At 64.7% G+C, this 25,456-nt stretch carries 26 protein-coding genes; 10 read left to right on the forward strand and 16 right to left on the reverse strand.

All coding sequences use genetic code 11. From position 1 onward, the window contains the following. Positions 1-14: 14 nt before the first annotated feature. A complete protein-coding gene (gene betA, locus LQD11_RS12505; RefSeq protein ID WP_238617837.1) occupies positions 15-1,700 on the forward strand; it encodes a choline dehydrogenase in 1,686 nt (561 codons plus the stop codon). Here the strand turns inward: betA and LQD11_RS12510 are convergent. The 7 genes from LQD11_RS12510 to LQD11_RS12540 form a co-directional block, all read right to left on the reverse strand. Next, positions 1,694-2,758, reverse strand: coding sequence for a phospholipase A (locus LQD11_RS12510; protein WP_238617838.1), 1,065 nt, complete (start codon positions 2,756-2,758; stop codon positions 1,694-1,696). The genes betA and LQD11_RS12510 overlap by 7 nt on opposite strands. A gap of 161 nt (positions 2,759-2,919) precedes the next feature. Then, positions 2,920-3,984, reverse strand: a complete 1,065-nt coding sequence (gene fba, locus LQD11_RS12515; RefSeq protein ID WP_200173831.1) for a class II fructose-bisphosphate aldolase — start codon at positions 3,982-3,984, stop codon at positions 2,920-2,922. Between the two features lie 83 nt (positions 3,985-4,067). Beyond that, positions 4,068-5,510, reverse strand: a complete 1,443-nt coding sequence (gene pyk / locus LQD11_RS12520) for a pyruvate kinase (RefSeq protein ID WP_238617839.1) — start codon at positions 5,508-5,510, stop codon at positions 4,068-4,070. A 52-nt stretch (positions 5,511-5,562) separates the two neighbouring features. Beyond that, positions 5,563-6,741, reverse strand: a complete 1,179-nt coding sequence (locus LQD11_RS12525; protein WP_238617840.1) for a phosphoglycerate kinase — start codon at positions 6,739-6,741, stop codon at positions 5,563-5,565. Between the two features lie 101 nt (positions 6,742-6,842). Next, positions 6,843-7,847 (reverse strand): type I glyceraldehyde-3-phosphate dehydrogenase, encoded by a 1,005-nt coding sequence (gene gap, locus LQD11_RS12530; protein WP_238617841.1) that lies wholly within the window; start codon positions 7,845-7,847, stop codon positions 6,843-6,845. Between the two features lie 51 nt (positions 7,848-7,898). Continuing rightward, entirely contained in the window at positions 7,899-9,896 is a 1,998-nt protein-coding gene (gene tkt, locus LQD11_RS12535) for a transketolase (RefSeq protein ID WP_238617842.1), read from the reverse strand. 174 nt (positions 9,897-10,070) lie between these two features. Further along, the gene (locus LQD11_RS12540; RefSeq protein WP_238617843.1) at positions 10,071-10,376 is read right to left on the reverse strand and encodes a hypothetical protein; all 306 of its coding nucleotides are present in this window, start codon (positions 10,374-10,376) and stop codon (positions 10,071-10,073) included. Between LQD11_RS12540 and metK the strand changes: the two genes are divergently transcribed. From metK to LQD11_RS12575, 7 genes are all read left to right on the forward strand, one after another. Further along, the gene (metK, locus tag LQD11_RS12545; RefSeq protein WP_008932518.1) at positions 10,375-11,547 is read left to right on the forward strand and encodes a methionine adenosyltransferase; all 1,173 of its coding nucleotides are present in this window, start codon (positions 10,375-10,377) and stop codon (positions 11,545-11,547) included. The two genes, LQD11_RS12540 and metK, sit on opposite strands and share 2 nt — an antisense overlap. A 149-nt stretch (positions 11,548-11,696) precedes the next feature. Further along, positions 11,697-12,500 (forward strand): bifunctional hydroxymethylpyrimidine kinase/phosphomethylpyrimidine kinase, encoded by an 804-nt coding sequence (gene thiD / locus LQD11_RS12550; protein WP_238617844.1) that lies wholly within the window; start codon positions 11,697-11,699, stop codon positions 12,498-12,500. Next, positions 12,497-12,964: an alpha/beta hydrolase gene (locus tag LQD11_RS12555; RefSeq protein ID WP_238617845.1), complete on the forward strand. Its 468-nt coding sequence runs from the start codon at positions 12,497-12,499 to the stop codon at positions 12,962-12,964. Before thiD ends, LQD11_RS12555 begins: the two co-directional genes overlap by 4 nt. A gap of 24 nt (positions 12,965-12,988) precedes the next feature. Beyond that, positions 12,989-13,570, forward strand: a complete 582-nt coding sequence (gene mnmM, locus LQD11_RS12560; protein WP_238617846.1) for a tRNA 5-(aminomethyl)-2-thiouridylate-methyltransferase MnmM — start codon at positions 12,989-12,991, stop codon at positions 13,568-13,570. Between the two features lie 19 nt (positions 13,571-13,589). Further along, a complete protein-coding gene (locus LQD11_RS12565) occupies positions 13,590-14,873 on the forward strand; it encodes an NRAMP family divalent metal transporter (protein ID WP_238617847.1) in 1,284 nt (427 codons plus the stop codon). A gap of 32 nt (positions 14,874-14,905) precedes the next feature. After that, positions 14,906-15,286 (forward strand): acyl-CoA thioesterase, encoded by a 381-nt coding sequence (locus tag LQD11_RS12570; protein WP_238617848.1) that lies wholly within the window; start codon positions 14,906-14,908, stop codon positions 15,284-15,286. Positions 15,287-15,375: 89 nt separating this feature from the next. After that, positions 15,376-16,659 carry an alginate export family protein gene (locus LQD11_RS12575; RefSeq protein ID WP_238617849.1) on the forward strand — a complete coding sequence of 428 codons (1,284 nt, stop codon included), beginning with the start codon at positions 15,376-15,378 and terminating at the stop codon, positions 16,657-16,659. Between the two features lie 64 nt (positions 16,660-16,723). Here the strand turns inward: LQD11_RS12575 and LQD11_RS12580 are convergent, their stop codons facing one another. The 4 genes from LQD11_RS12580 to LQD11_RS12595 form a co-directional block, all read right to left on the reverse strand. Continuing rightward, positions 16,724-17,647: a recombination-associated protein RdgC gene (locus tag LQD11_RS12580; RefSeq protein ID WP_238617850.1), complete on the reverse strand. Its 924-nt coding sequence runs from the start codon at positions 17,645-17,647 to the stop codon at positions 16,724-16,726. A 257-nt stretch (positions 17,648-17,904) separates the two neighbouring features. Then, positions 17,905-18,624, reverse strand: coding sequence for a GAF domain-containing protein (locus LQD11_RS12585; protein ID WP_238617851.1), 720 nt, complete (start codon positions 18,622-18,624; stop codon positions 17,905-17,907). A gap of 28 nt (positions 18,625-18,652) precedes the next feature. Further along, positions 18,653-19,351: a sensor histidine kinase gene (locus LQD11_RS12590; protein ID WP_238617852.1), complete on the reverse strand. Its 699-nt coding sequence runs from the start codon at positions 19,349-19,351 to the stop codon at positions 18,653-18,655. Positions 19,352-19,374: 23 nt separating this feature from the next. Next, positions 19,375-20,595 carry a response regulator gene (locus LQD11_RS12595; protein ID WP_238617853.1) on the reverse strand — a complete coding sequence of 407 codons (1,221 nt, stop codon included), beginning with the start codon at positions 20,593-20,595 and terminating at the stop codon, positions 19,375-19,377. A 289-nt stretch (positions 20,596-20,884) separates the two neighbouring features. Here LQD11_RS12595 and LQD11_RS12600 point away from each other — a divergent pair, with 289 nt between their 5' ends. Then, positions 20,885-21,358 carry a NapC/NirT family cytochrome c gene (locus tag LQD11_RS12600; protein WP_008932505.1) on the forward strand — a complete coding sequence of 158 codons (474 nt, stop codon included), beginning with the start codon at positions 20,885-20,887 and terminating at the stop codon, positions 21,356-21,358. A gap of 45 nt (positions 21,359-21,403) precedes the next feature. On the opposite strand, the gene ccmD is transcribed toward LQD11_RS12600, so the two are convergent. From ccmD to LQD11_RS12625, 5 genes are read right to left on the reverse strand one after another with little or no spacing between them, the layout of a single operon-like run. Continuing rightward, on the reverse strand, positions 21,404-21,589 hold the full coding sequence (ccmD, locus tag LQD11_RS12605; RefSeq protein WP_008932504.1) for a heme exporter protein CcmD: 186 nt from the start codon (positions 21,587-21,589) through the stop codon (positions 21,404-21,406). Beyond that, positions 21,586-22,335 carry a heme ABC transporter permease CcmC gene (gene ccmC, locus LQD11_RS12610; protein WP_008932503.1) on the reverse strand — a complete coding sequence of 250 codons (750 nt, stop codon included), beginning with the start codon at positions 22,333-22,335 and terminating at the stop codon, positions 21,586-21,588. Before ccmC ends, ccmD begins: the two co-directional genes overlap by 4 nt. Before the next feature lie 12 nt (positions 22,336-22,347). Further along, complete coding sequence (gene ccmB, locus LQD11_RS12615; protein WP_008932502.1) at positions 22,348-23,025, reverse strand: heme exporter protein CcmB; 678 nt, start codon at positions 23,023-23,025, stop codon at positions 22,348-22,350. Beyond that, entirely contained in the window at positions 23,022-23,678 is a 657-nt protein-coding gene (gene ccmA, locus LQD11_RS12620; RefSeq protein ID WP_238617854.1) for a cytochrome c biogenesis heme-transporting ATPase CcmA, read from the reverse strand. The genes ccmB and ccmA overlap by 4 nt, the downstream gene beginning before the upstream one ends. Before the next feature lie 55 nt (positions 23,679-23,733). Beyond that, positions 23,734-24,669, reverse strand: a complete 936-nt coding sequence (locus LQD11_RS12625; protein ID WP_238617855.1) for a chemotaxis protein — start codon at positions 24,667-24,669, stop codon at positions 23,734-23,736. 329 nt (positions 24,670-24,998) lie between these two features. Between LQD11_RS12625 and ccmE the strand changes: the two genes are divergently transcribed. Then, positions 24,999-25,454, forward strand: coding sequence for a cytochrome c maturation protein CcmE (gene ccmE, locus LQD11_RS12630; protein WP_040405702.1), 456 nt, complete (start codon positions 24,999-25,001; stop codon positions 25,452-25,454). Positions 25,455-25,456 lie beyond the last annotated feature (2 nt).

Genomic DNA, 25,456 nt, shown 5'->3' on the forward strand with positions numbered 1-25,456 from the left:
GATCCAGGAGCCCCATGCAGGACATGACCTACGACTACATCATCATCGGCGCCGGTTCCGCCGGCGCCGTACTGGCCGCCCGACTGACCGAAGACCCGGACACCCGGGTACTGCTGCTGGAGGCCGGTGGACGGGACTGGCGACTGGACTTTCGCACCCAGATGCCCGCCGCCCTCGCCTATCCCTTGCAAGGACGTCGCTATAACTGGGGCTTTCAGACCGAGCCGGAACCCCACATGAACGGGCGCCGCATGGACTGCGGTCGGGGCAAGGGCCTGGGGGGATCGTCCCTCATCAACGGCATGTGCTACATCCGCGGCAACGCCCTGGACTATGACCACTGGGCCGCGGACTTCAACCTGCCGGGCTGGGACTATGCCCATTGCCTGCCCTACTTCAAGAAGGCGGAACATCGGGATATCGGCGCCGACGCCTATCACGGCGACCAGGGCCCCCTGCGGGTGACCACACCCCGGCCGGGCAACAACCCCCTCTATCAGGCCTTCATCCAGGCGGCCCAGGAAGCCGGCCACCCCCATACGCCGGACGTCAACGGCTACCAGCAGGAGGGCTTTGGCCCCATGGACCGGACCACCACCCCCCGTGGGCGCCGCTCCAGCACCGCACGTGGCTACCTGGACCTGGCACGCCCGCGCCCCAACCTGCACATCATGACCCGTGCCCTCACTGAGCAGGTGCTCATCGAAAGGCATACCGCCCGGGGGGTCAGCTTCATCCACCGGGGGCGGCGCCGACATGCCCATGCCCGGCGAGAAGTGGTGCTCTGCGCCGGCGCCATCCTCTCGCCGACAGTGCTCAAACGCTCGGGGATCGGCCCGGCCGCCGAGTTGGAGGCCCTGGACATCCCGGTGGTCCATGACCTGCCCGGCGTGGGCGAAAACCTGCAGGATCACCTGGAGATCTACATCCAGTACCAGTGCAAATGCCCCATCACCCTCTATCCGGCCCTGAAATGGTGGAACCAGCCCTGGATCGGTGCCCAGTGGCTGTTCTCGGGGCGGGGCATCGGCGCCAGCAACCACTTCGAGGCTGCGGGCTTCATCCGCAGTGATCCCGCCTTCCAGTGGCCCAATCTCCAGTACCACTTCCTGCCCATCGCCATCAATTACAACGGTACCCAGGCGGTGGAGGCCCATGGTTTCCAAGCCCATGTGGGCTCCATGCGCTCCCCCAGCCGGGGCTGGATCCGCCTGGCCGGCAAGGATCCGCGCCTGGCCCCACGCATCCGCTTCAACTACATGAGCCACCCCCAGGACTGGCGGGAATTCCGGGATGCGATCAGCCTCACCCGGGAGATCATGGTCCAGCCGTCCCTGTCACCCTATCTGGGACGGGAACTGTCCCCCGGCAGCGAGGCCCGCTCGGATGCGGCACTGGATGCCTTCGTGCGCGAGCACGGTGAAACCGCCTACCACCCGGCGGGTTCCTGTGCCATGGGTTCGCCCCAGGACCCCATGGCAGTGGTGGATGCCGAAGGACGGGTATTCGGGGTGGAGGGCCTGCGGGTGGTGGACGCCTCCATCATGCCCCGCATCATCACCGGCAACCTCAACGCCCCCACCATCATGATGGCGGAAAAGATCGCCGACCGGATGCGGCAACGGGCGCCGCTGCCCCCGGAACACGTCCCCGTGTTCCGGGTGGGTTCCACCGCCGGCTCCCATGGCACGGGTCAGTAAAGATCACTCAGGGCCAGCCCGAAACCCAGGGTGTTCTGGCGCCAGTTGTAGTCGATCATGCTCTCCCCGTAGCCGCTGAAAACCTGGGTATAGGCCCGTAGCGGCCCCAGTATCGGGGGACTCATCCAGGTGGCCTGGACGGCGCCCTTGCCGGTGGCGGGACGCCCCCTGAGCATCAGGGTGTAGCTGTGGCCGCCCTGCTGCCAGAAGGCGGTGAGGTCGCCGTACCCCAGATAGTCGGTGATATCCGGATTATCGTCCCGGGTGTCGCTTTCCTGGACCCGGTGCCAGACCCGGGCATTGAGGACCAGGTCGCCCCGCTCCACACCCACTTCGGCAAAGAGGCGGTCCCAGCTGCGGGACAGGGGCTCGGCCCGACCGTTGGACTGGTGGTTGTAACCCACGCTGAACAGGCGCCAGTGGAAGCCCCCCAGGGACAGATCCGGCCGGTAGCTCAGGATCAGCTCCGGCATGTAGTTGGTTTCGCGGAAAGGTCGCGACACCCCTTCCCGGTCGTTATAAACCTGCCACTGACTCTGCTGGGTATAGGCACCCCACAGGCCCCAGCGGCGGTCATCCGTGGTCCAGAGCCGGGTCTTGAAACTGAATTGGAACCTGGCCTCCACCGAGTCCAGCTCCACCCGATCGGCATCGGCCAGTTCCGCCAGGGGCGAGAAGGGCTGTTCGTTGGGCCGGTCGCTGTAACGGGCCGGCAGCAGGTAGCTGGGGCGGTGGGAGGCGATCACGTAACGGCTGCTGTCCGGGGCAAACCCCCAGACGGCGTCGATGCGAGAGCTGGACCGGCGGGCCGGGTCGGAGCCCCGTGCCTCAGCCCCTCCGGGCAGTGCCAGGGTTCTGGCCCGTGGCATTGTTGCCGGGGTGTCACCATCCGCGCCGGGCTGTTCCGCCAGACGGTCGTAGCAGGCCAGGCGGGCATCGGCATCGGTGATGCCGGCGCAGGACTGCAGGGCTTCAGCCAACGGGGTCGCCGGCGCCGTGGCGGGCAGGAGCAGGAGCGGCAGAAGGCAGGCAAGGAAACGAGGGCTGGGTGTGTGCATGCGGGGTCCAAGGATATCGACAGCCTTCGCCCGAAGAGAGAGAAGGGGTGGAAATGAACGGCGTGCCTATTGTTTGGTACTTTAGCAGAACCGCATTCCCCTCACCCCAGCCCCTCTCCCGCGAGGGGAGAGGGGCTTGCGCGGCGTTTACCTTACTGCACTTACTGCACCTTGGGCGCCAGTTCGCCGGACTTGTAGCGCTTGACCATGGCTTCCAGGCTCACGGGCTTGATCCGGGAGGCCATGCCGGCGCAGCCGAAGGCCTCGTAGCGCGCCTTGCAGATGTCCTTCATGGCGGCGGTGGAGACCTTGAGGAACTTGCGAGGATCGAATTCCTTGGGGTTTTCCGCCAGGAACTTGCGAATGGCACCGGTGGAGGCCATGCGCAGGTCGGTATCGATGTTCACCTTGCGCACGCCGTGCTTGATGCCTTCCTGAATCTCTTCCACCGGCACGCCGTAGGTCTCGCCCATGTCGCCGCCGTGCTCGTTGATGATCTTGAGCCAGTCCTGGGGCACGGAAGAAGAGCCGTGCATCACCAGATGGGTGTTGGGGATGCGGGCATGGATCTCCTTGATGCGCTTGATGGCCAGGATGTCGCCGGTGGGCGGACGGGTGAACTTGTAGGCGCCGTGGCTGGTGCCGATGGCGATGGCCAGGGCATCCACGCCGGTCTTCTTGACGAAGTCGGCGGCCTCGTCCGGGTCGGTGAGCAGCTGGTCATGGGACAGCTGGCCTTCGGCGCCGGAACCGTCTTCCTCGCCGGCCATGCCGGTCTCCAGGGAACCCAGGCAGCCCAGTTCGCCTTCCACGGACACGCCCAGCCAGTGGGCCATCTCGGTCACTTGGCGGGTCACTTCCACGTTGTACTCATAGGTGGAAGGCGTCTTCATATCGGGCATCAGGGAGCCGTCCATCATCACCGAGGTGAAGCCGGACTGGATGGAAGCCAGGCACACCGCCGGTTCGCCGCCATGGTCCTGGTGCAGCACAATGGGGATGTGGGGATACTGTTCCGCCGCGGCGATGATGAGATGGCGCAGGAAGGGTTCGCCGGCATATTTGCGCGCACCGGCGGAGGCCTGGATGATCACCGGGGCATCCACCTCGTCGGCGGCCTGCATGACCGCGTGCACCTGCTCCATGTTGTTGGCGTTGAAGGCGGGCATGCCGTAACCGTGCTCGGCGGCATGGTCCAGCAACTGTCTCAAAGAAATCAGGGCCATGAGGGACCTCCTGTGGGTTGTGGTCTTCGAATCGCTATGCGGTTCGGTATCGTTGTCGTTATGGGTTCGAGAATCAAGGGCGCTTACGGAGCAAAGTCCTGCAATGCCCCCACCTGGACGATCTTCATGGCGTTGGTGCCGCCCATGACGCCGGTGAGATCTCCCTTGGTGATGATGACCAGATCCCCGTCCCTGACAATACCGGCCTCCTGCAGCATGGCCACCACTTGACGGTTGTTGGCCGCATGGCTGGTATTGTCGCTCTCGAACAGGACCGGATAGACCCCCCGGTACAATGCCATCCGTCGACAGGTGCACTGGTGACGGGTCATGGCGAAGATGGGGATGCCGGAACTGATGCGGGACATCCAAAGGGCCGTGGAGCCGGATTCGGTCATGGCGGCGATGGCGCGCACATCCAGGTGGTTGGCGGTGTACATGGTGGCCATGGCAATGGCCTCGTCCACCCGCTCAAAGTAGCTGTCCATGCGGTGGGTGGACACCCGAGCGCTGCGCTGGCGCTCCGCCGCCTCGCAGATCCGCCCCATGGCCTCCACCGCCTTGTGGGGATAGTTGCCGGTGGCCGTCTCCCCGGAGAGCATGACCGCGTCGGTGCCGTCCAGTACCGCATTGGCCACGTCGAACACCTCGGCCCGGGTGGGGATCGGGTTCTGGATCATGGATTCCATCATCTGGGTGGCGGTGATGACCACCCGGTTGCGGGTACGGGCCTGCTGAATCAGGCGCTTCTGCACCCCCGGGAGCTCCGCGTCTCCGATCTCCACCCCCAGGTCGCCACGGGCAATCATGATCACATCGGTGGCGGTGAGGATCTCGTCGATGGCGTCCACCGCCTCGGCCCGTTCGATCTTGGCGCAGATGGCGCCCTGCCCGCCGGCCTCCCGCAACAGTTCCCGGGCGCGATTGACGTCGGCGGCGCTACGGGGAAAGGAGATGGCAAGAAAGTCCACGTCCAGCTCGGCGGCCAGGCGGATGTCCTCCCGGTCCTTGTCGGTGATGGCGGGGGCGGACAGGCCGCCCCCCTGACGGTTGATGCCCTTGTTGTTGGACAGGGTGCCGCCCACGGCCACGCGGGTATGGATCCGCGGCCCGTCCACCCGTTCCACCGTCAGCACCAGGCGACCGTCATCCAGCAGCAGGCTGTCGCCGGGGCTGACGTCGCCGGGCAGTGCCTTGTAGGTGATGCCCACCCGGTCCCGGGTGCCGGCATTGGGAGCCAGGTCCGCGTCCAGAATGAAGTCATCGCCCTCCTTCAGTTCCACGCTGCCCGAGACAAAGCGGGCGGTGCGGATCTTCGGGCCTTGCAAATCCCCCAGCACGGCGATGATGCGTGAGGCTTCCCGGGCGGTCTCCCGCAACAGGGCCACCCGCTTGCGGTGATCGTCCGGATCGCCGTGGGAAAAGTTGATGCGCACCACGTCCACGCCGGCCTTCACCAGCGCGCGCATGGCGGACGGGCTGTCCGTGGCCGGTCCCAGGGTTGCTACGATCTTGGTTCTACGCATGTCGGGCCTTGTCCTTGCTCGGTAGGTACCGAAGGTGGTGGGTGATGATCGCTCAGCCCTTGGCCCGGGCCTCCAGCATGGCGACGGCGGGCAGGGTCTTGCCTTCCAGGAACTCCAGGAAGGCACCTCCGCCGGTGGAGATATAGGAAATGCGGTCCGCCAGACCGTACTTGTCGATGGCGGCCAGGGTGTCGCCACCGCCGGCGATGGAGAAGGCGTCGCTGGCGGCGATGGCCTCGCCCATGGCCTGGGTGCCGGCGGCAAACTGGTCGAACTCGAACACGCCCACGGGGCCGTTCCAGACGATGGTGCCGGCCTTCTTCAGCAGTTCGGCATAGCTGGCGGCGGTGTCCGGCCCCACGTCGAAGATCATGTCGTCATCGGCCACGTCGCTGACCTTGCGTGTGGTGGCCGGAGTGGATTCGGAGAACGCCTTGCCCACGGTGACGTCGGTGGGAACGGGAATGTCGCCGCCCTTGGCCCGTGCCGCTTCCATCAGGCGCTTTGCCTCGGGGATCAGGTCGTTTTCACACAGGGATTTGCCCACCCCGTGACCCTGGGCGGCGATGAAGGTGTTGGCGATGCCGCCACCGACGATGAGCTGATCCACCACCTTGGACAGGGATTCGAGCACGGTCAGCTTGGTGGACACCTTGGAACCGCCGACGATGGCCACCAGCGGGCGCTTTGGATTGTCCAGGGCCTTGCCCAGGGCTTCCAGTTCCGCTGCCAGCAGGGGGCCGGCACAGGCCACCGGGGCGAACTTGCCGGCACCGTGGGTGGAGGCCTGGGCCCGGTGGGCGGTGCCGAAGGCGTCCATCACGTAGATGTCGCAGAGGGCGGCGTATTGCTTCGACAGGGCTTCGTCATCCTTCTTCTCACCCGGGTTGAAACGGACATTTTCCAGCAGCACCACCTCGCCCTCGGCCACCTCCACCCCGTTCAGGTAATCGCGTACCAGGCGCACTTCCTTGCCCAGCAGACCGGAAAGATGAGCGGCCACCGGTGCCAGGGAGTCGGCCTCGCTGAACACGCCTTCCTCCGGGCGGCCCAGGTGGGACATCAGCATGACCCGGGCGCCGGCCTTCATGGCGTGCTCAATGGTGGGCAGGCTGGCGCGGATGCGGGCATCCGAGGTGACCTTGCCGTCCTTCACGGGGACGTTGAGATCCTCGCGGATCAGCACCCGCTTACCCTTCAGGTCCAGATCGGTCATCTTGATGACGGACATGCGCAACTCCTTGGATGGTTTTCGGATTGTTGTTCTGGGTCTTGCAGGGAGCAAACGCCCCTCTCCCCAAGGGGAGAGGGGTCGGGGCGGGGGCAGACCGCTTACTGACCACCCACGTGCCGCGCCAGGCGCAGCATGTTGCAGGTGTAGCCGTACTCGTTGTCGTACCAGGCCACCACCTTGACGAAGGTCTCATCCAGCTGGATGCCGGCTTCGGCGTCGAAGATGGACGGCAGGTTCACGCCGCGGAAGTCCGTGGCCACCACTTTCTCGTCGGTATACCCCAGCACGCCCTGCAGGTCACCGCTGGTGGCGGCGGACTTCATGGTCTGGCAGATGGTTTCATAGGAGGCCCCCTTCTCCAGTTCCACGGTCAGATCCACCACGGAGACATCGGAGGTGGGTACGCGGAAGGCCATGCCGGTGAGCTTGCCGTTCAGGGCGGGCAACACCTTGCCCACGGCCTTGGCGGCACCGGTGGAGGACGGAATGATGTTCTCCAGGATGCCGCGGCCGCCGCGCCAGTCCTTCTGGGACGGACCGTCCACGGTCTTCTGGGTGGCGGTAGCGGCGTGGACGGTGCTCATCAGGCCGCGCTTGATGCCGAAGTTGTCGTTGAGCACCTTGGCCACCGGCGCCAGGGCGTTGGTGGTGCAGGAGGCCGCGGAGATGATGGCCTGACCGGCGTATTCCTTGTGATTCACGCCGTACACGAACATCGGGGTGGCATCCTTGGAGGGGGCGCTCTGGATGACCTTCCGGGCACCGGCATCGATGTGCTTCTGGCAGGTTTCCTCGGTGAGGAAGAAGCCGGTGGATTCGATCACCAGCTCGGCACCCGCCTCGTTCCACTTGAGGTTGGCGGGGTCGCGCTCGGCGGTCAGGCGGATCTTCTTGCCGTTGACCACCATGTGGTTGCCTTCCACGGAGACTTCGCCGTCGAAGCGGCCGTGGACGGAGTCATAGCGCAGCATGTAGGCCAGGTATTCCGGATCCAGCAGATCGTTGATGGCCACCACTTCCAGTTCCGGGAATTCCTTGGCAATGGCCCGGAAAACCATGCGACCGATGCGGCCGAAACCGTTGATACCGACTTTGATTGTCATCGTTTGTTGTCTCCAGCTTTTGCTTTGAAAAATTCAATATCGGGCGAGGATTCAGCCCAGTACGGCTTCCACCGCACTGATCACATTGTCCGCCGTGAAGCCGAAATGTTTCATCAACTCGCCGCCGGGGGCGGATTCGCCGAAGCGGTCCATGCCCACCACGCGACCATCCAGACCCACATACTTGAGCCAGCCGACAGTCACACCGGCCTCCACGGCCACGCGGGCGCGCACGGCGCCTGGCAGCACGGACTCCCGGTAGTCGGCATCCTGGGCATCGAACACTTCCTGGCAGGGCATGGACACCACCCGGACACGCTTGCCCTTGGATTCCAGCGCCTTGGCCGCCTCCATGGCAATCCCCACCTCCGAGCCGGTGGCCAGGATAATGGCATCCGGCTGACCGCCGGCATCGTGCAGCACATAACCGCCCCGGGCGATGTCGGCCAACTGGGCCTGGGTACGGGTCTGGTGGGGCAGGTTCTGGCGGGACAGGCTCAGCAGACTGGGACCGTCGGTGCGCTCGATGCCCGCCTTCCAGGCCGCGGCGGTCTCCACCGCATCGCAGGGACGCCAGACATGCATGTTGGGAATCAGCCGCAGGCTGGTGACCTGCTCCACCGGCTGGTGGGTGGGGCCGTCTTCGCCCAGACCGATGGAATCATGGGTCATCACGTAGATCACCCGTTGCTTCATCAGGGCAGACATGCGCAGGCCGTTACGGGCATAGTCGCTGAAGATCAGGAAGGTGCCGCCGTAAGGGATGAAGCCGCCGTGCAGGGCGATCCCGTTCATGATGGCGGCCATGCCGAACTCCCGCACCCCGTAGAACAGGTAGTTGCCGTCGCCGTCCTCCTTGCTGATGCCCTTGGAGCCCTTCCACAGAGTGAGGTTGGAACCGGCCAGGTCGGCGGAGCCGCCCAACAGTTCCGGCAGGGCCGGGGCATAGCCGCCGATGGCATTCTGGGAGGCCTTGCGGCTGGCGATGGTCTCGGCCTTGGCCACGGTCTCCTCGATGAAGGCCTGGGCCTTTTGTGCCCAGTCGGCGGGCAGTTCGCCGCTCATGCGGCGGGTGAATTCGGCGGCCAGTTCCGGGTGGGCCTCGGCATATTCGGCAAAGCGGGCCTGCCAGGCGTTTTCGGCCTGGGCCCCCTTGTCACGGGCATTCCAGCCGGCGCGGATCTCGTCCGGGATCACGAAGGGTTCATGGGGCCAACCGAGGGTCTCGCGCACCAGCGCGATCTCGTCCTGGCCCAGGGGCGCGCCATGGCACTCTTCCTTGCCCTGCTTGTTGGGGGAGCCAAAACCGATGATGGTCTTGCAGCAGATCAGGGTGGGACGATCCTTCACTGCCCGGGCCTGCTCGATGGCCTGCTTCACCGCCTCGGCATCGTGACCATCCACCCCCGGCACCACATGCCAGCCGTAGGCCTCGAAACGCTTGGGGGTGTCGTCGGTGAACCAGCCTTCCACCTCGCCGTCGATGGAGATGCCGTTGTCGTCGTAGAAGGCCACCAGCTTGCCCAACCCCAGGGTGCCGGCCAGGGAGCAGGCTTCGTGGGAGATGCCTTCCATCAGGCAGCCGTCGCCCAGGAAGACGTAAGTGTAGTGGTCCACCACCTCATGGCCGGGGCGGTTGAAATGGGCCGCCAGGGCCTTTTCGGCGATGGCCATGCCCACCGCGTTGGTGATGCCCTGGCCCAGGGGACCGGTGGTGGTCTCGACACCGGGGGTGTAGCCGTATTCCGGGTGGCCGGGGGTACGGGAATGGAACTGCCGGAACTGCTTGAGTTCTTCGATGGGCAGGTCGTAGCCACTCAGATGCAGGAGGGAATACACCAGCATGGAACCATGACCATTGGACATCACGAAACGATCACGGTCCGCCCACTGGGGATTGGCCGGATTGTGCTTGAGATAATCATTCCAGAGCACTTCGGCGATGTCGGCCATGCCCATGGGCGCACCGGGATGACCGGAATTGGCCTTCTGGACCGCGTCCATGGAAAGCGCACGAATAGCGTTGGCTAGCTCTTTGCGGGAAGGCATGCAGATCTCCTGACAAGGGTGGAAATAAGGGTCTTCATGGTCTGCCGCGCTGACACCGTTCAACGGTGTTCTGGTTATTCGGACGACTGGGAAAGACGCGGCACACCTCAAACTGGTCGCTGAAAAAGTCTTCGGGGACAGCAAGTTGAATCAATCCCCGGGCATATCATCCGGTCATGAATACCACATGGAATATGCATTGACCACAGCGTTATCGGCCTGCATTTTCCCTGACAGGGGGGCTTGTCGCAAGCCCGAGCGAAACGGGGGGCTTTTTGCTGCACTGCCCCATAAAGTATTCAGATACAACGATAAATCGAATAAGGAAAGGCAAAATACATATAAATAATGAGATTTCTCAAACCGGCTCGACGCACCACAAGCACCGCATTCAGGGTAAAATCCGGCGCGGATCACCATCATCAATCCGTGGGTGGGCCGCCAGGCGGGCACCCGAGAGCCGGAGTAGCTGAAAAACATGAAAGATTCCCATCTGTTTACTTCCGAATCCGTGTCCGAGGGTCATCCGGACAAGATGGCCGACCAGATCTCCGATGCCATCGTGGACGCCATCCTGGCGGAAGACCCCCACGCCCGCATCGCCTGCGAAACCCTGGTGAAGACCGGCATGGTAGTGCTGGCCGGCGAGATCACCACCCCGGTGCACGTGGATTACGAGAACCTGGTCCGCGACGTGGTCAACGACATCGGCTACGACAACTGCGACACCGGCTTCGATGGTCACACCTGCGCCGTCATCAACGCCCTGGGCAAGCAGTCCCCCGACATCGCACAGGGGGTGGATCGCGACGTCAGCAACCGTCTGGAACAGGGCGCCGGCGACCAGGGCCTGATGTTCGGCTATGCCAGCAACGAAACCAGCGCGCTGATGCCCGCCCCCATCCACTACGCCCACGAACTGGTGCGCCGTCAGGCCCACGTGCGCAAGTCCGGTGAACTGGCCTGGCTGCGCCCCGACGCCAAAAGCCAGGTCACCTTCCGCTATGAAGGCGGCAAGCCGGTGGGCATCGACGCCGTGGTGCTGTCCACCCAGCACGCCCCGGAAATCGATCAGAAGGCCCTGCGCGAAGCGGTGATGGACTGCATCATCAAGCCGGTGCTGCCCGCCGAATGGCTGGCCACCTGCCGTGACGAGAACATCCACATCAACCCCACCGGCAAGTTTGTCATCGGCGGCCCCGTGGGCGACTGCGGCCTGACCGGGCGCAAGATCATCGTCGACACCTACGGTGGCATGGCCCGTCACGGCGGCGGCGCCTTCTCCGGCAAGGACCCCTCCAAGGTGGACCGCTCCGCCGCCTATGCCGGCCGCTACGTGGCCAAGAACATCGTCGCCGCCGGCCTGGCGGAGCGCTGCGAGATCCAGGTCTCCTACGCCATCGGCGTGGCCCGCCCCACCTCCATCAGCGTCGACACCTTCGGCACCGGCAAGATTTCCAACCAGCAGATCGTCGACCTGGTGCGCGAGCATTTCGACCTGCGCCCCTGGGGCATCATCAGCATGCTGGACCTGCTGCGTCCCATCTACCGGCAGACGGCGGCCTACGGTCATTTCGGCCGCGAGGACGTGGACCTGCCCTGGGAACGCACCGACAAGGCGGACGCTCTCAAGGCCGCGGCCGGTCTCTGATCGTCCCGACCACCCGCGCCCCAAGGGGGCGCGGGTCTTCCCGGCACATCCCCCGCCGATGCATGATTCCGCAAGATATTCCCGGGCCACCGTCCGCGTAAACAGGTCCGGCCCCCATACCTGCCTCGGGCGGACCAGGAGTGACCATCATGCAAGCGCCTGCCCTCACCATCGCCGGTTCCGACCCTTCCGGGGGCGCGGGACTGCAGGCGGATCTCAAGACCTTCCACCAGTTCGGGCTCTACGGCATGAGCGTGGTGACCCTGCTGACCGTGCAGAACACCCGGGGTGTCACCGGCGTGCAGGGCATTGACCCCGCCTTCGTCCTGCGGCAGATCGACGCGGTGCTGGAGGACATCCCGCCCAAGGCCGTCAAGATCGGCGCCCTGGGCAGTGCCGCCATGGTGGAGACCGTGGTCGAACGCCTGTCACGGCCCGACGCAGCGGGTCTTCCCCTGGTGCTGGACCCGGTCATGGTCAGCAAGCATGGCGCTCCGCTGGTGGATGATGCCGCCCGCCAGGCCCTGTGCCGACGGCTGCTCCCGCTGGCCGACGTGGTCACTCCCAACCTGCACGAAGCCGCCGCCCTGACCGGCCTGACGGTGGATTCCGAAACCACCATGATCAAGGCCGCCGCGGCCCTGGCCGATCTGGGAGCGGCCCATGTGGTCATCACCGGTGGCGCCCTGGTCGATGCCGCCACGGACATCCTGTTCAGCAACGGCCAGGTCACCCGACTACCCGCCGTCCATCAAGACACGCCCCACACCCACGGCACCGGCTGCGTCTTTGCCGCCGCCGTCACCGCCGGCCTGGCCCTGGGCAAGGACGTGGAAAGCGCCGTCCGGCAAGCCAAGTCCTTCATCCACCGGGCCATCCAGAGCGCACCCGGCCTGGGACACGGGCGCGGGCCGGTCAACATGCATGTCCCCTGCACGGATTCGACCCGATGAAGATCCTCTTTCTCCACGGCTGGCAGTCCAGACCCGGCGGGCTCAAGCCGTCATACCTGCTGTCACGGGGTCACGAAGTCATCAACCCGTTGCTGGACGACGACGACTTCGAGGCCGCCGTCGACACGGCGCAATCCGCCCTGGAGATCCATCGTCCCCAGGTCATCGTCGGTTCCTCCCGCGGCGGCGCCGTGGCCATGGCCCTGAACAGCCACCGGATCCCGCTGGTGCTGCTCTGCCCGGCCTGGCGACTCTGGGGTACGGCCGACCGGGTGAAGACGGGAACCCTCATCCTCCATTCCCCGGCGGACGAAGTCATCCCCTTCACCGATTCCCGGTATCTGGTCGACAACAGCCGGCCCGCGGTCGTCACCCTGATCACGGTCGGCTCGGATCACCGCCTGGCAGACCCGGACTCCCTGCAGACCATGCTGCGGGCCTGTGAAAACCACGGTACGCCTTGAACCCCTCACCAGAAGGACCTGACAATGCACCCCAAGCCCCTCACCCGCCTTGCCCACGAGCAGATGGCCGAAATCCTCAAGCCCGGCGATCTGGCGGTGGACGCCACCGCCGGCAATGGACATGACACCCTGTTCCTGGCCCGGACGGTGGGTGATGCCGGTCATGTCTGGGCCTTCGACATCCAGACCGCCGCGCTGGACGCCACCCGCAAGCGCCTGGAAGCCGCCGGCGTGGCGGAACGGGTCACCCTGATCCGGGACGGACACCAGCACCTGGAGCGCCACTTGCCCGATCAGGCCCGAGGCCGGATCAGGGCGGTGACTTTCAACCTGGGCTACCTGCCTGGGGGGGATCATGGCATCATCACCCGGCCGGAGACGAGCCTGGCCGCCCTGGAGGCGGCTCGCGCCGTGCTGGGGCCGGACGGGATCATCAGCCTGATGATCTATCGCGGCCACAGCGGCGGCCTGGAGGAATTCGAAGCCATCCGCGCCTGGCTGCAACAGGTCCATCCGGAACTGCACTGCTTCCCCCATCAACCCGCCGGAGATGACGGCCCGGTACTGGTCCTGCTGGGCAATGGCCTGCCCTGTCCGGATTGCTGAGTCATTGAGGTCACCCCTGATGAACGAGCTTCGCGGCAGCACCCTGCGCCACGCCATCGGCCCCGGCCTGCTCATGGCCGGCGCGGCCATCGGTGTCTCCCACCTGGTACAGTCCACTCGGGCCGGTGCCGAATTCGGCCTGTTGCTGCTGCCGGTGGTGCTGCTGGCCTGTCTGCTCAAGTATCCCTTCATCGAATTCGGCCCCCGCTACGCCGCCGCCACCGGAGAGAACCTGCTGGTGGGCTACCGCCGGCTCGGGCGCTGGGCCCTGGGCCTGTTCGCCCTGGTCACCCTGGGGACCATGTTCATCATCCAGGCCGTGGTCACCGTGGTCACGGCGGGCCTGTTCGGTCTGGTGTTCGGGCTGGATGCCTCGCCGGCCACCCTGTCGGCGTGGATCATGGGGGCCTGCCTGCTGCTGCTGGCCATCGGCAATTACCGGGGGGTGGACCTGGGCATGAAGCTCATCATGGCAGCCCTGACCGTGTCCACCCTGGCCACCGTGGCGCTGGCCTTCGGCGGAGAGCCGGACTGGTCCCGGCTCTCCGGCTGGCAGGACGCGGGGCTGATCTGGAGCGCGGCCGGCTTCGCCTTCCTGCTGGCCCTGCTGGGATGGATGCCCATCCCCCTGGACGTGGCCGCCTGGCACTCCCTCTGGACCCTGGAACGGGCCCGGGAAACCCGGACCCGTCCCAGTCTGCGCCATGCACTGACGGACTTTCGCATCGGCTATATCGCCGCCACCCTGATGGCCGCGGCATTCCTGCTGCTGGGCGCCCTGACCATGCACGCCAGCGGCGTGGGCTTTGCCAATTCCGCGGTGGGCTTTTCCGCCCAGCTGGTGGACCTTTATGCGGGCACCCTGGGTGAATGGAGCCGACCCATCATCGCCGTGGCGGCACTGACCGCCATGTTCAGCACTACCCTGGCGGTGACGGATGCCTATCCCCGGGTCATCACCGCCCTGTTCGACGCCGCCCGGGCCGGCGACCGGGGTCGCACCCCCGGTCCCGAGGAACACCGGCGCGTCCCCTATCTGCTGGCCCTGATCACCGTCCTGGGCGGTGCCCTGATCATGATCTACTTTGCCGGGGCACGCTTTACCCAATTCATCGACTTTGCCACCACCGTTTCCTTCCTCTCGGCCCCCATCCTGGCCTGGCTCACCCTGCGGGTGGTCACCCACGAGCACGTCCCGATATCCGCCCAGCCGGGCCGGGGCCTGCTGGCCCTGGCCTGGACAGGGCTGATCTTCCTGCTGAGCTTTTCCCTGGTCTGGCTGGGCTGGCGTCTGCTGGGCTGAGCCCCCCCACCGGATTCCACAAGGAGTGACCCTTGGATACCTTCAAACTGGTAAGACCCGAACATCTGAATCACTACGGCTATCTCTTCGGCGGCTTCCTGCTCAAGTGGGTGGATGAGATCGCCTGGATTGCCGCCAGTCGCGACCACCCCGGCTGCCGTTTCGTCACCGTGGCCATGAACGGGGTGGAGTTCCACCGCGGGGTGCATCAGGGCGCGGTGCTGCGCTTCAACTCCCGTGAGCACAAACGAGGCAACACCTCGGTGCAGTACGCCGTGAGCGTCTTTTGCGATGACCTGGAAAGCGGCACGGAAGAACCCATCTTTTCCACCTGCATCACCTTCGTGCGCCTGGACAACGAGGGCAACAAAATCCCGCTGCCGACCGCCGATGACACCGTGACGCAAGGGTAATTTTTTCAGGACATCCACCGGCAAAGACGGGATAATCCTCCTTTTCCAGGGGTTAAACCGTCATACACAAAAACCTGTCAGGGGGAGTCATGCTGAAAAAGACCACATTATCGGCCGGCGCGCTGGCACTGCTCATGGGGATGGGCAGTGCGCAGGCCGGATGGGACTGGGGTGGGGACCTGCGGGTCCGGGTCACCGACCTGGACAGCATTCCCACTCAAGCCGGCGGCTTCCAGTTCGACCTGCTCTTCAACCGCACCCGCACCCGGCTCTGGGCCGGTTATCAGTTCAATGAGGACGTCGCCTTTCACGGGCGCCTGATGAACGAATTCCGCATCTATGAACGGGGCGAGGACCGGTCACGGTACGAAGATCAGAAGTTCCTCAGCGAGGTGGTGCCCGACCTGCTGTACATGGACTTCAACAACCTGGCCGACGGTCTGCTGGATCTGCGCGTGGGTCGTCAGGAGCTGATCTACGGCACCGGCAACATCATCCTCAACGGCACCCCCCTGGATGGTTCCCGCTCCCTGTTCTTCAATGCGGTCAAGGCCGGCCTGACGGTGAACGAGGGCCACACCCTGGACCTGCTGGCGATCTACAACGCCAGGCAGGATGCCCTGACCATCAACCGGCAGTCCGGGCTGAGCCTCATCGAGCACAATGAACGGGCCATGGGTGTCTATGGCAGAAACAGTCAGTCCGAAGCCATGCCGTTCGAGTATTACTGGATCTACAAGGAGGAACTGGGTTCCAGGACAGCGGATGGAAGCAAGGCCGACGCGGATTTCCATACCCTGGGTGTCCGCTTCATGCCCCGCAACGGCCCGATCTCGGCCAACCTGGAGCTGGCGGCCCAGGACGGCAGCCATGGCGATGCCAACCTCAAGGGGCGGCTGCTGGATGCCTCGTTGACCCTGCGCCCGGCGATCTGGGGCCAGACCCGCCCGGCCTTCACCGCCGGCTATTACTACCTGTCCGGCAATGAGGCAGGCACCGGCGACAACGAAGCCTGGTATCCAGTGTTCTCCCGCTGGCCCCAGTTCAGCGAGCTGTATGTCTACTCCTATGTGGGCACCCAGTTCAGCATCGCCGGCTGGACCAACCTCAAGGCCCCCTTCATCGGCCTGGACCTGAACCCGTCCGGCAACACCTCCCTGAAGCTGCGCGCCCACCGTCTGTACGCGGACGAGAAGGACGGCAGCGGCGACGGCGACCACCGGGGCGATCTGTTCACCGCCGTGCTGGGCATCAACCTGAGTCCCAGCCTTCGGGCCCACCTGTGGGCGGAGTATCTGGATACGGGAGACTACTACCCGTCCGGGACTTCCGACGCCCACTTCCTGCGGGCCAACGTGGAGTACACGTTCTAATCACCGGAAAGCCTGCCGGCATCTCATTCGCCGGCAGGCAGGCTCCCACGGATACCCGGCTCCGTCACCAGGGCACTTCGGCGCTGTCCGACCCGGAGAGCCCGAACAGTCCGTCCAGACGCGCCAGTAACCCTCGCATCTCGTGGATCAGCAGGGTGAACTCGGCATCGAACCGGGCGGCCGGGTCATCGGCCTCCAACACGCCGCTGTCCTCGATCAGCTCATCGGTCAGGCGCAGACGCTTGAGGGACAAATCTTCCGCCAACACCAGGCTCAGACGCTGCTCCCACTCCAGGGCCAGCTGGGTCACCTGCTTGCCGGCCTGCAAGTGGGTGGCGATCTCGTCCCCGGCCAGGTCCTGCCCCCGGCAGCGCACCACCGACTGCTTGTCCTTGGGATCCCTGAGTTCACAGGCATCTCCCAGCTCGAAACCCTGCTCGCCGCGACCTTCGGAAACCCAGCGGGTCATCAGGGTCGGCGGCGGCACCGAGGGACGCAGCAGACTGGCGGGCAGTGTGCCCAGGGTCTCCCGCAGCAGGCTCACCAGATCCTCGGCCATGCGCTCGCTGGCGGCATCCACCACCACCCAGTGGGCCACTGTGTCCACATAGGCCAGGATGCGTCGTGAACGGGTGAAGGACTGGGGCAGCAGTTCGGCCGTCACCGCTTCCTTGAGCTGACGGCGCTCCGCGCGGCCCACCGTGCGGCCCTCGGCGGTCTCGATGTCCGAGACCCGTTCTTCCAGCACCTCCGCCACCACCGACGCGGGCAACAGGCGTTCCTGACGCTTGGCGCAGATCAGCAGGCAGCCGGCGGCCTCATGGACCAGGGCCTGTGACTCGCCGCCCAAGGGCTCGGACCAGCCCATGGTGGACAGTGTCAGGGGACCGCAAGGCTGGAAGCGGCGAGTGGAGAGCTGCTGCTCCAGGGCCATGGCATCCTGGCCCAGGGCATCCTGGAGACGGAACAGGCGGGCATTCTTGAACATGAAGATTCCTGTGGCGACAAAAGAGGGGATTGTACTCTCTGCGGGACTGGCGGGGGGCTTCCCCCCTTCGTGGCCGAGGGCCGCTCCCACGGAGGGAACACACAGGCCATGCCCACAAGGGAAGCAGGACGGATATCGCCCCGTTCAGAGAGGCATCGAATCGCTCTCCTGCCGTCACTCCCGCGAAAGCGGGAGTCCGGAATGCCGGCCCGCGACTGGATTCCCGCTTGCGCGGGAATGATGGGAATGATGGAGAGTCAGCGATGACTCAGGGCATCGTGGACCTGGGACAGGATCTCGGTGGCCACCATCAGGACATGATCCCGGGCAAAACCCGCCTGGATCATCTCGTCATACAGGGTATGGGCCATGAGGCGAGCGACCCTGGCCGGATCCTGGGTGATGGCGCCATCATGACGCTGAGCCTCCCGCGCCAGGGCGAGTTGCATGAAGTTGGTCTTGAGCAACCCCTTGAGCCGATGAATCTGCACCGACTTGGAAACCACCAGCGCCAGGATGGTGGCCAGACGCAGATCCGTCATGCTCAATCGCGGCCGATCCAGCGGGCTGTCCACGTTGATCACGCCGATCACCCGCGCCTCCAGACGAATGGGGACCGAGATCACATCCACCGTCCCCGGCTCTTCACGCCGGGCCAGACCGGCATAGACGGAGCGGTGCAGATCCAGGATCAGCAGGGGCTTGCCGGTACCGGCCACCTGACCGGCGATTCCCGATCCCAGCGGCTGACGATGATCCCTCACCTCCGCCGGCAGGCCGCCGGAATGGGCCTCCACCCGCAGATGGGGTTCGGTGCTGTTGCCCTCGTCGGACACCAGCATGATGGAACAATGCTGGCAGGCCATGGCATGGGCCACCAGGGTGGTGAGATGCTCCAGTCCCGCTTCCAGGGAACGGGTGGATTCCACAAAGCTGGCCAGTTCCGAGAGCTTGTTGATGAAATCGTCATCAGACATGGCTGGACACTCCAGGGTCAGGGGTACTTCAGTTGGACGACAGCCTGGGAAGCTGCAGGGTGAAACAGCCGCCCCCCAGTTCCCCCCCGTTGGACAACTCGACGTATCCACGCTCACCATCGCCGCCGTGCATGTCGGCAACCAGGGCACAGAAATAGAGTCCCAGACCGGTACGGCCCTGCTGGGGGTCCAGTTGGGCACCATCCCGGATGGCCTGGCGCCCCAGCATGGCACTGGGAAAACCCGGACCATCATCGGTCACCTGCACCAGCAGCCAGTCACCCTCCGCACGGGCGGACATGCAGATCTTGTGACGCGTATAGCGCACTGTATTGTTGACCACGTTTTCCAGCAGACTGTTCACCAGATAGCGGTCCAGGGTCCAGACCAGGTCGGTATCACACTGCACGAGGCACTCCACCCCGCGGTGGTCCATCAGGACCTTGTTGTTGAGCCAGTATTCTTCCAGCAGGTCATGAATGGGCACAGGCATGAAACGGGGCTGATACAGGCCTTTGACACTGCGATACAAGGCCAGCAGCTGGATCAGTGTGTCATTGACGCGACGGGCCTCGTAACGCAGCATCGCCAGTCGCTCCGCATCCATCGAGGGACGCTGCTCCTCCCTCCGCATCAAATCATCCAGGGAACCCAGGAGCAGATTGAGGGAGTTTTTCATGTCGTGGATGCTGATGGCCAGCACCGTACTGAAATCCAGCTTGCTCAAGTCTCCTCCTTGGCTCTACGTCGTCAGTCCGGAAGCTGCTGACGCAGCAGCTCCGCCCGTGTCACCTCCCCCAGGCTCTCGAGGACTTCGATCAACTGCCGGTGAATGTCGATGGGGGGTATCGCCTTGAGCATGAGGGCATCCAGGGCATCCAGGGCGGCCTCCCTGTCGCCGTGATTCACCACGGCGATCCGAAGCCGCCCCAGCATGGACCACCAGCGTACCAAGGGGTCCGCCGTCACCGACTGCCGCATGTCTTCGAGCACCTGAGCGGCCTTGGCCGACTCACCCATTTCCATCAGGGCACAGACGAGGTTGAAGAAGTCCTCGGCACGCACCGTCTGCGTGGGTTTGCCCAGCTCGATCACCTGACGCCAGGCGCAGCGCGCCAGATCCCATTCCCGAACCTGCATGGCCAACCAGCCCAGACGCCGCTGACGGGGTAGGGAACGGGAGGAGCGACCCACTGCCTCCTCCAGAATTTCCATCGCCTCCCGGGACCGGCCCCGCAGCTCCAGCACGGCAGCCAGGTGGTCGTAGGCCGCCATGAAATACGGTGTCACCACAATCGCCTGCCGAAACAGGGTCTCTGCCCGGGGCAGTTCACCACGCTCCATGGCCGCCTGTCCCAGGGAAGTGATGGCCCAGGCCACCGGTCGCTCCTTGATGACGATTTCGCAGACCTCCTGAACCAGGTCCAGAGCCCCCATGTCCAGGGCCAGCTCCGCCTTCAGGCGCAGGATGTCGGCACGCTCTCCGCGCCCGGCCGAGAGCATGGTATCCAGCAATTGAAGGGCCTGCCCGGTATCTCCTTGCCTGAGCACCCGGGCGACGGGCAGCATGGGCATGCGCCGCCGCAGGGCCTTGAGCAGACGCGCATGGAGCAGTTCCTTGCTGATGGGTTTGGCCAGATAGGCATCCGGCCCGCTTTCCAGGGCCCCCATGACCATCTCCGTGGAGTTTTCCGCCGTGACCATGATGAACACGGTGGCCACGTCCACCCACCCCTCGCGGCGGGCCAGATCGAGAATCTGCTGGCCGTGCATCCCTTCACCCAGGTTGTAGTCACACAGGACGATGTCATAGCGCCGGGAACGCAGATGCTCCAGTGCCTCCTCGGCGGATGCGGCCACGTCAGGCTTGCGCTCAACACCCAGAGACCCGAGCATCTGCACCAGCTGTGCCCGCATGTTCTGGAAGTCATCAATGATCAATACCGCCTTGCGGCCCAGGGTGATGTCCATGGTGTTTCCGGATAGGGCGTACGGTTCGGGCAATGTTCCGGATGAATCGAAACCGGCTTGACATTAGCATGAAGCCTTCCGAGTCGGCTAACCAGACCCTGTTGCCACGGAAGCCACCTGAAAAATGAGACTTTCCGGAACTGGGTCAACTTCATCACCTCCCATACCCATGCAATTTTGCTACATTTTGTAAGAGTTAACAGTATCCGGGGGCAGGCTGGCAGACCGTTGTTTCAAGGACAGGCCCGTCCACGGCTTCACTCAAGACGTTCCCCGGGAGCATGTCGCCATGGGCAAACTCTGGATTACCCTGATCATCCTGCTGGCCCTGGGCCTGGTCGTCGCCGGCGGCGTGGGCGGGCATCACGTCTCCACCCAGAACGACTTCTGCATCACCTGCCATGCCTATGAGAAGGTTTCCTGGGACCATGGTAGCCACCCCCAGGTGGACTGCCTGGCCTGCCACACCAAGGGCTTCGTCACCGATAAGATCCAGGGCGCACGCAAGGTTTACCTGATGTTCAGCGGTCAGGTGAACCCTCACCACGACGCCCCCTCGCAGACCCATCCGGAAAAGATCTCGGAAAACTGCAGTGCCTGCCACCTGAGTGACTACATCCGGGAAAACGATCCGGATTTCTACCGGGAGCACACCGAAATCATGGCGGGGGGGCGCTACACCTGCCTGACCTGTCACGGCGACAATGGCCATGACCCGGCATTGCAGGCCCTGCGCTTCAAGGCCCCCCGCTACACCCAGTGATACCGCGCGCGGCAGGCGGGAGACGGCCCCCGCCGCCCCGCCTGCTCAGACATCCGGCGACGTCGCGCCGCCCTCTTCCCCGTTGAGTCGCGCCAGACGCGCCAGACGCCGGTTCACCGCCTTGCGGCGCTGCCGGAGCAGCACCATCTCGACCACCATTGCCAACAGGGCCACCCCGTAGGAACCCCACACATAGGGGGCGTGCCCCCCCATGGCAAGAAACTCGATCATGCCTTCTCTCCCGTCCGTTCCAGCACCCAGGCGGCCCGTCGCTCACGCTCCAGCAATTCCAGTCGCGCCCGCCACAACACCACCGCAATGGCATACATCCAGCAGGCAAAGGTCATGACCAGCAGGGCGACGAACATCACCGTCTCCATGGTCGGCGCGCTGGTCACAGTGATCGAAGCGCCCTGATGCAGGGTGTTCCACCAGACCACCGAGAAATAGATGATCGGCACGTTCACCACCCCCGCCAGGGCCAGGATGGCGCTGGCATTGGCCGCCCGCTGGCGGTCCTCGATGGCCGCGTGCAGGGCCATGTAACCCAGATAGAGGAACAACAGGATCAATTGCGAGGTCAGGCGGGCGTCCCAGACCCAGTAGGTGCCCCAGGTGGGCTTACCCCACAGGGCACCCGACCACAGGCACAGAAAGGCGAACATCGCGCCGGTGGGGGCAATGGCCTTGGCCATCACCTCGGCGGTCTTCACCCGCCAGATCAGGCCGATGGCCGCGTACACCGCCATCAGCACGTAGAGGAACATGGACATCCAGGCCGTGGGCACATGAATGAACATGATCCGGTAGCTGTTGCCCTGCTGATAATCCGGCGGCGCCAGGATAAAACCGATATAGAGACCCACCACGAACAGGATGGCCGCCAACCCACCGAACCAGGGGGCCAGACGCCCGGCCAGGTCATAGAAATTGGGTGGCGATGCGAACTTGAACCACTGCACGCGCTGTTCAGCCACGTTATTCCTCCGTCAATCCAGCATGATTCTCAGCGCCGCGGCAATGGCCCAGGGCGCCAGCAACAGGGTCAGTATCAGCAGGGCGGCCATCAGGGAAAGATGGGCCTGGGCACTGGATCCGTACATGACCGCATCCACCGCCCCGGCGCCCAGCACCAGGGCGGGCACGTACAGGGGCAGGATCAGCAGGGAAATCAGGACACCGCCACCCCGCAGCCCCAGGGTCAGGGCCGCGCCGATGGCACCCACCAGACTGAGGATGGGTGTCCCCAGCAGCAGCGCCGTCATCAGGATGAGGATTTCCGTGCCGTCCAAGCCAAGCTGCATGCCCAGCAGCGGGGAGATCAGCACCAGGGGCAGGCCGGTGATCAACCAGTGGGCCAGGATCTTGCTCCCCACCAGCAGGCTCAGGGGCTGGGGCGACAGCAGGATCTGTTCCAGGGAGCCGTCGCGAAAATCGTCGGAAAACAGCCGTTCCAGGGAGAGCATGGTGGCCAGCAGGGCCGACACCCACAGCACGCCGGGGGCCATGCTGCGCAAAAGCTGAGGGTCCGGGCCGACGCCGAGGGGAAACAGGGACACCACGACGACGAAGAAGCCCAGCACCACCAGGGCGTCCTGGCGCCGGCGCAGGGCCAGGATGAGGTCACGCCGGAGCAGGGTGATCAGAGCGGTAGCCAGACCGTTCATGCCGCTTTCCCCAGGGTCAGGGTACGCTGCCGACCCTCGATGGGCACGGCCTGATGGGTGGTCAGGATGATCATGCCGTTGGCGGCCAGATGGGCCTCCAGGGCCGAGCGCAGCACCTCGATGACCTGCACGTCCAGGGCGGCAAAGGGTTCGTCCAGGATCCACAGTGGACGACGCACCAGCAACAGGCGGGCCAGGGCCACCCGACGCTTCTGCCCCTGGGAAAGGAATTTCACCGGCAGATCCTCATGCCCGCCAAGGCCCATGCGTCCGAGCACTTCCCAGGCCTCGTCCCTTCCCACCCCGCGCCCCTGCAGCGCCGACTGGATGCGCAGGTTCTCCTCGCCGGACAATTCGTCCTTGAGGGCGTTGGCGTGTCCAAGGTAGGCCAGGTGGGCCGTGGGCCCCTCTTCCTGATGCTGAACCGGGACACCATCCCAGCAGACACGGCCTTCCAGGGGACGGGACAGTCCACACAGGATGCGCAGCAGGCTGGTCTTGCCGGCACCGTTGCGGCCGGCCACCTGCAACAGCTCACCTCCCGCCAGGGAAAACCCCAGATCCCGGATCAACAGGCGTTCACCTCGTTCAACGACGAGGCCTTCCACTTCCAGCCGATGGGCCGGAAAGACGACATGGGAAGCATGACTCATGGACGGCACGGGTTACTCGGCGAACGGGTGATGGTACACGCAGCCCCCCGGGCTGTCAGCCTTCCGCGGGAGCGGCGCCGATCTGTCCCAGCCGATCCCGGACCGCCTGGGCCAGATCATCCGGGTGATACTTCTGGATGAACTTGTTGGCGCCGGTACGGCGCACCATGTCCACATTGAAGACGCCGCTGATGGAGGAATGCAGCAGGATGTAGAGATCCTTGAGCCTGGGGTCCTGGCGGATGCGGGTGGTGAGTTGATACCCATCCATCTCCGGCATCTCGATGTCGGAAACGATCATGGTGAAATAGCGGGCCACGTCCACACCGTCCGCCTGCAGGCGCAGAATCAGCTCCATGGCGTGCTTGCCGTCGGTCACCAGGCTGCACTGCACCCCCAATTGCTCCAGGGACGCCCGGATCTGGTTGCGGGCCACGCTGGAATCATCCACCACCAACACCTTGCAGTCCTGCGCCCGCACGGTCTCGCTCAGGTCACGGGAGACTTCCGTACTGGCATGCACCACCTGATCCAGCACCTTCTCCACATCCAGGATCTCGACGATCTGGTCATTCACCAGGGTCACGGCGGTCACGTAGGCATTGCGGCCGGTACCGCGGGGCGGGGGCTGCACCTTGTCCCACTGGGTATTGATGATCCGATCCACCCGCCGAATCAGGAAACCGTGCACGGAACGGTTGTACTCGGTGATGATGATGTTGCCCTTTTCCGGTTCCCTGAGCGCCGGCCCCCCGATGGCCAGCGAAAGATCCATGATGGGCATGGTGATGCCGCGCAGGGTGGCGATCCCCTTCACCAGCGGGTGTGCCCCCGCCAGCCGCGACATCGGCTGGTAGGGGATGACTTCCTGCACCTTGAAAACGTTGATCCCGTAAAGCTGCCGCCCTTCCAGCTGGAACAGCAGCAACTCGAGACGGGTGCCGGCAACCCGATTGGATTCCAGGGATGACCCCCAGTGCTGATCCGCCATGAGCAGACTCCCGATGATCTGGACTTGCACCCATGTTAAGACAAACAGGAGCTGCCTTGGGTGAATTCATTGTGGACGGCGACAGCCCCGGCGGCTTGACGCAAATCAAGAACCGGTCCAGCGGTTTAGAACCGGAACAACTTTCGGGTGTCACTAAAACAGCCTCGTGAAGCGGTAGCCGGGCCTTGTGGGCGCGGTTGCGGCTCCACCCGGATCGGTGATATCAATGGCCCGCTACCCGTCGGGCCGGTGAATCCTGCACCGACGCCCCGGCGGCAATCGGGGCACAGGCTCCCATCGCAAGACCCCTCAGCAGGCAGGAGAGTGCAATGACACCTCGACAGAAGAGACGGATGGCCGGCGTGGCGCTGGTGGTCCTGGCGGTATCCGGGGCATCCGCCCTGGCCCTGAGCGCCTTCCGGGAAAACCTCATGTATTTCTACGGCCCCACTCAACTGGTGGAAGGCGAAGCCCCCGGTGAGCGCATCATCCGTCTGGGCGGCCTGGTGGAAGACGGCTCCATCCGTCATGCCGAGGAGGGCCTGACGGTCTTCTTCAGCGTCACCGACACCAAGAACAGCATCCCGGTGGAATACGTGGGCCTGCTCCCCGACCTCTTCCGCGAAGGCCAGGGGGTGGTCACCCACGGTCGCATGGGCGCCGACGGCGTGTTCCGCGCCGAACGGGTACTGGCCCGCCATGACGAGAACTACATGGCACCGGAAGTGGCCGCGGCCCTGAAGGCGGCGGGCTACGAAGAACATCCCGGCAAGAAGGCGTACTGAGC

Source organism: Ectothiorhodospira shaposhnikovii (assembly GCF_022227765.1).
Lineage (GTDB): Bacteria > Pseudomonadota > Gammaproteobacteria > Ectothiorhodospirales > Ectothiorhodospiraceae > Ectothiorhodospira.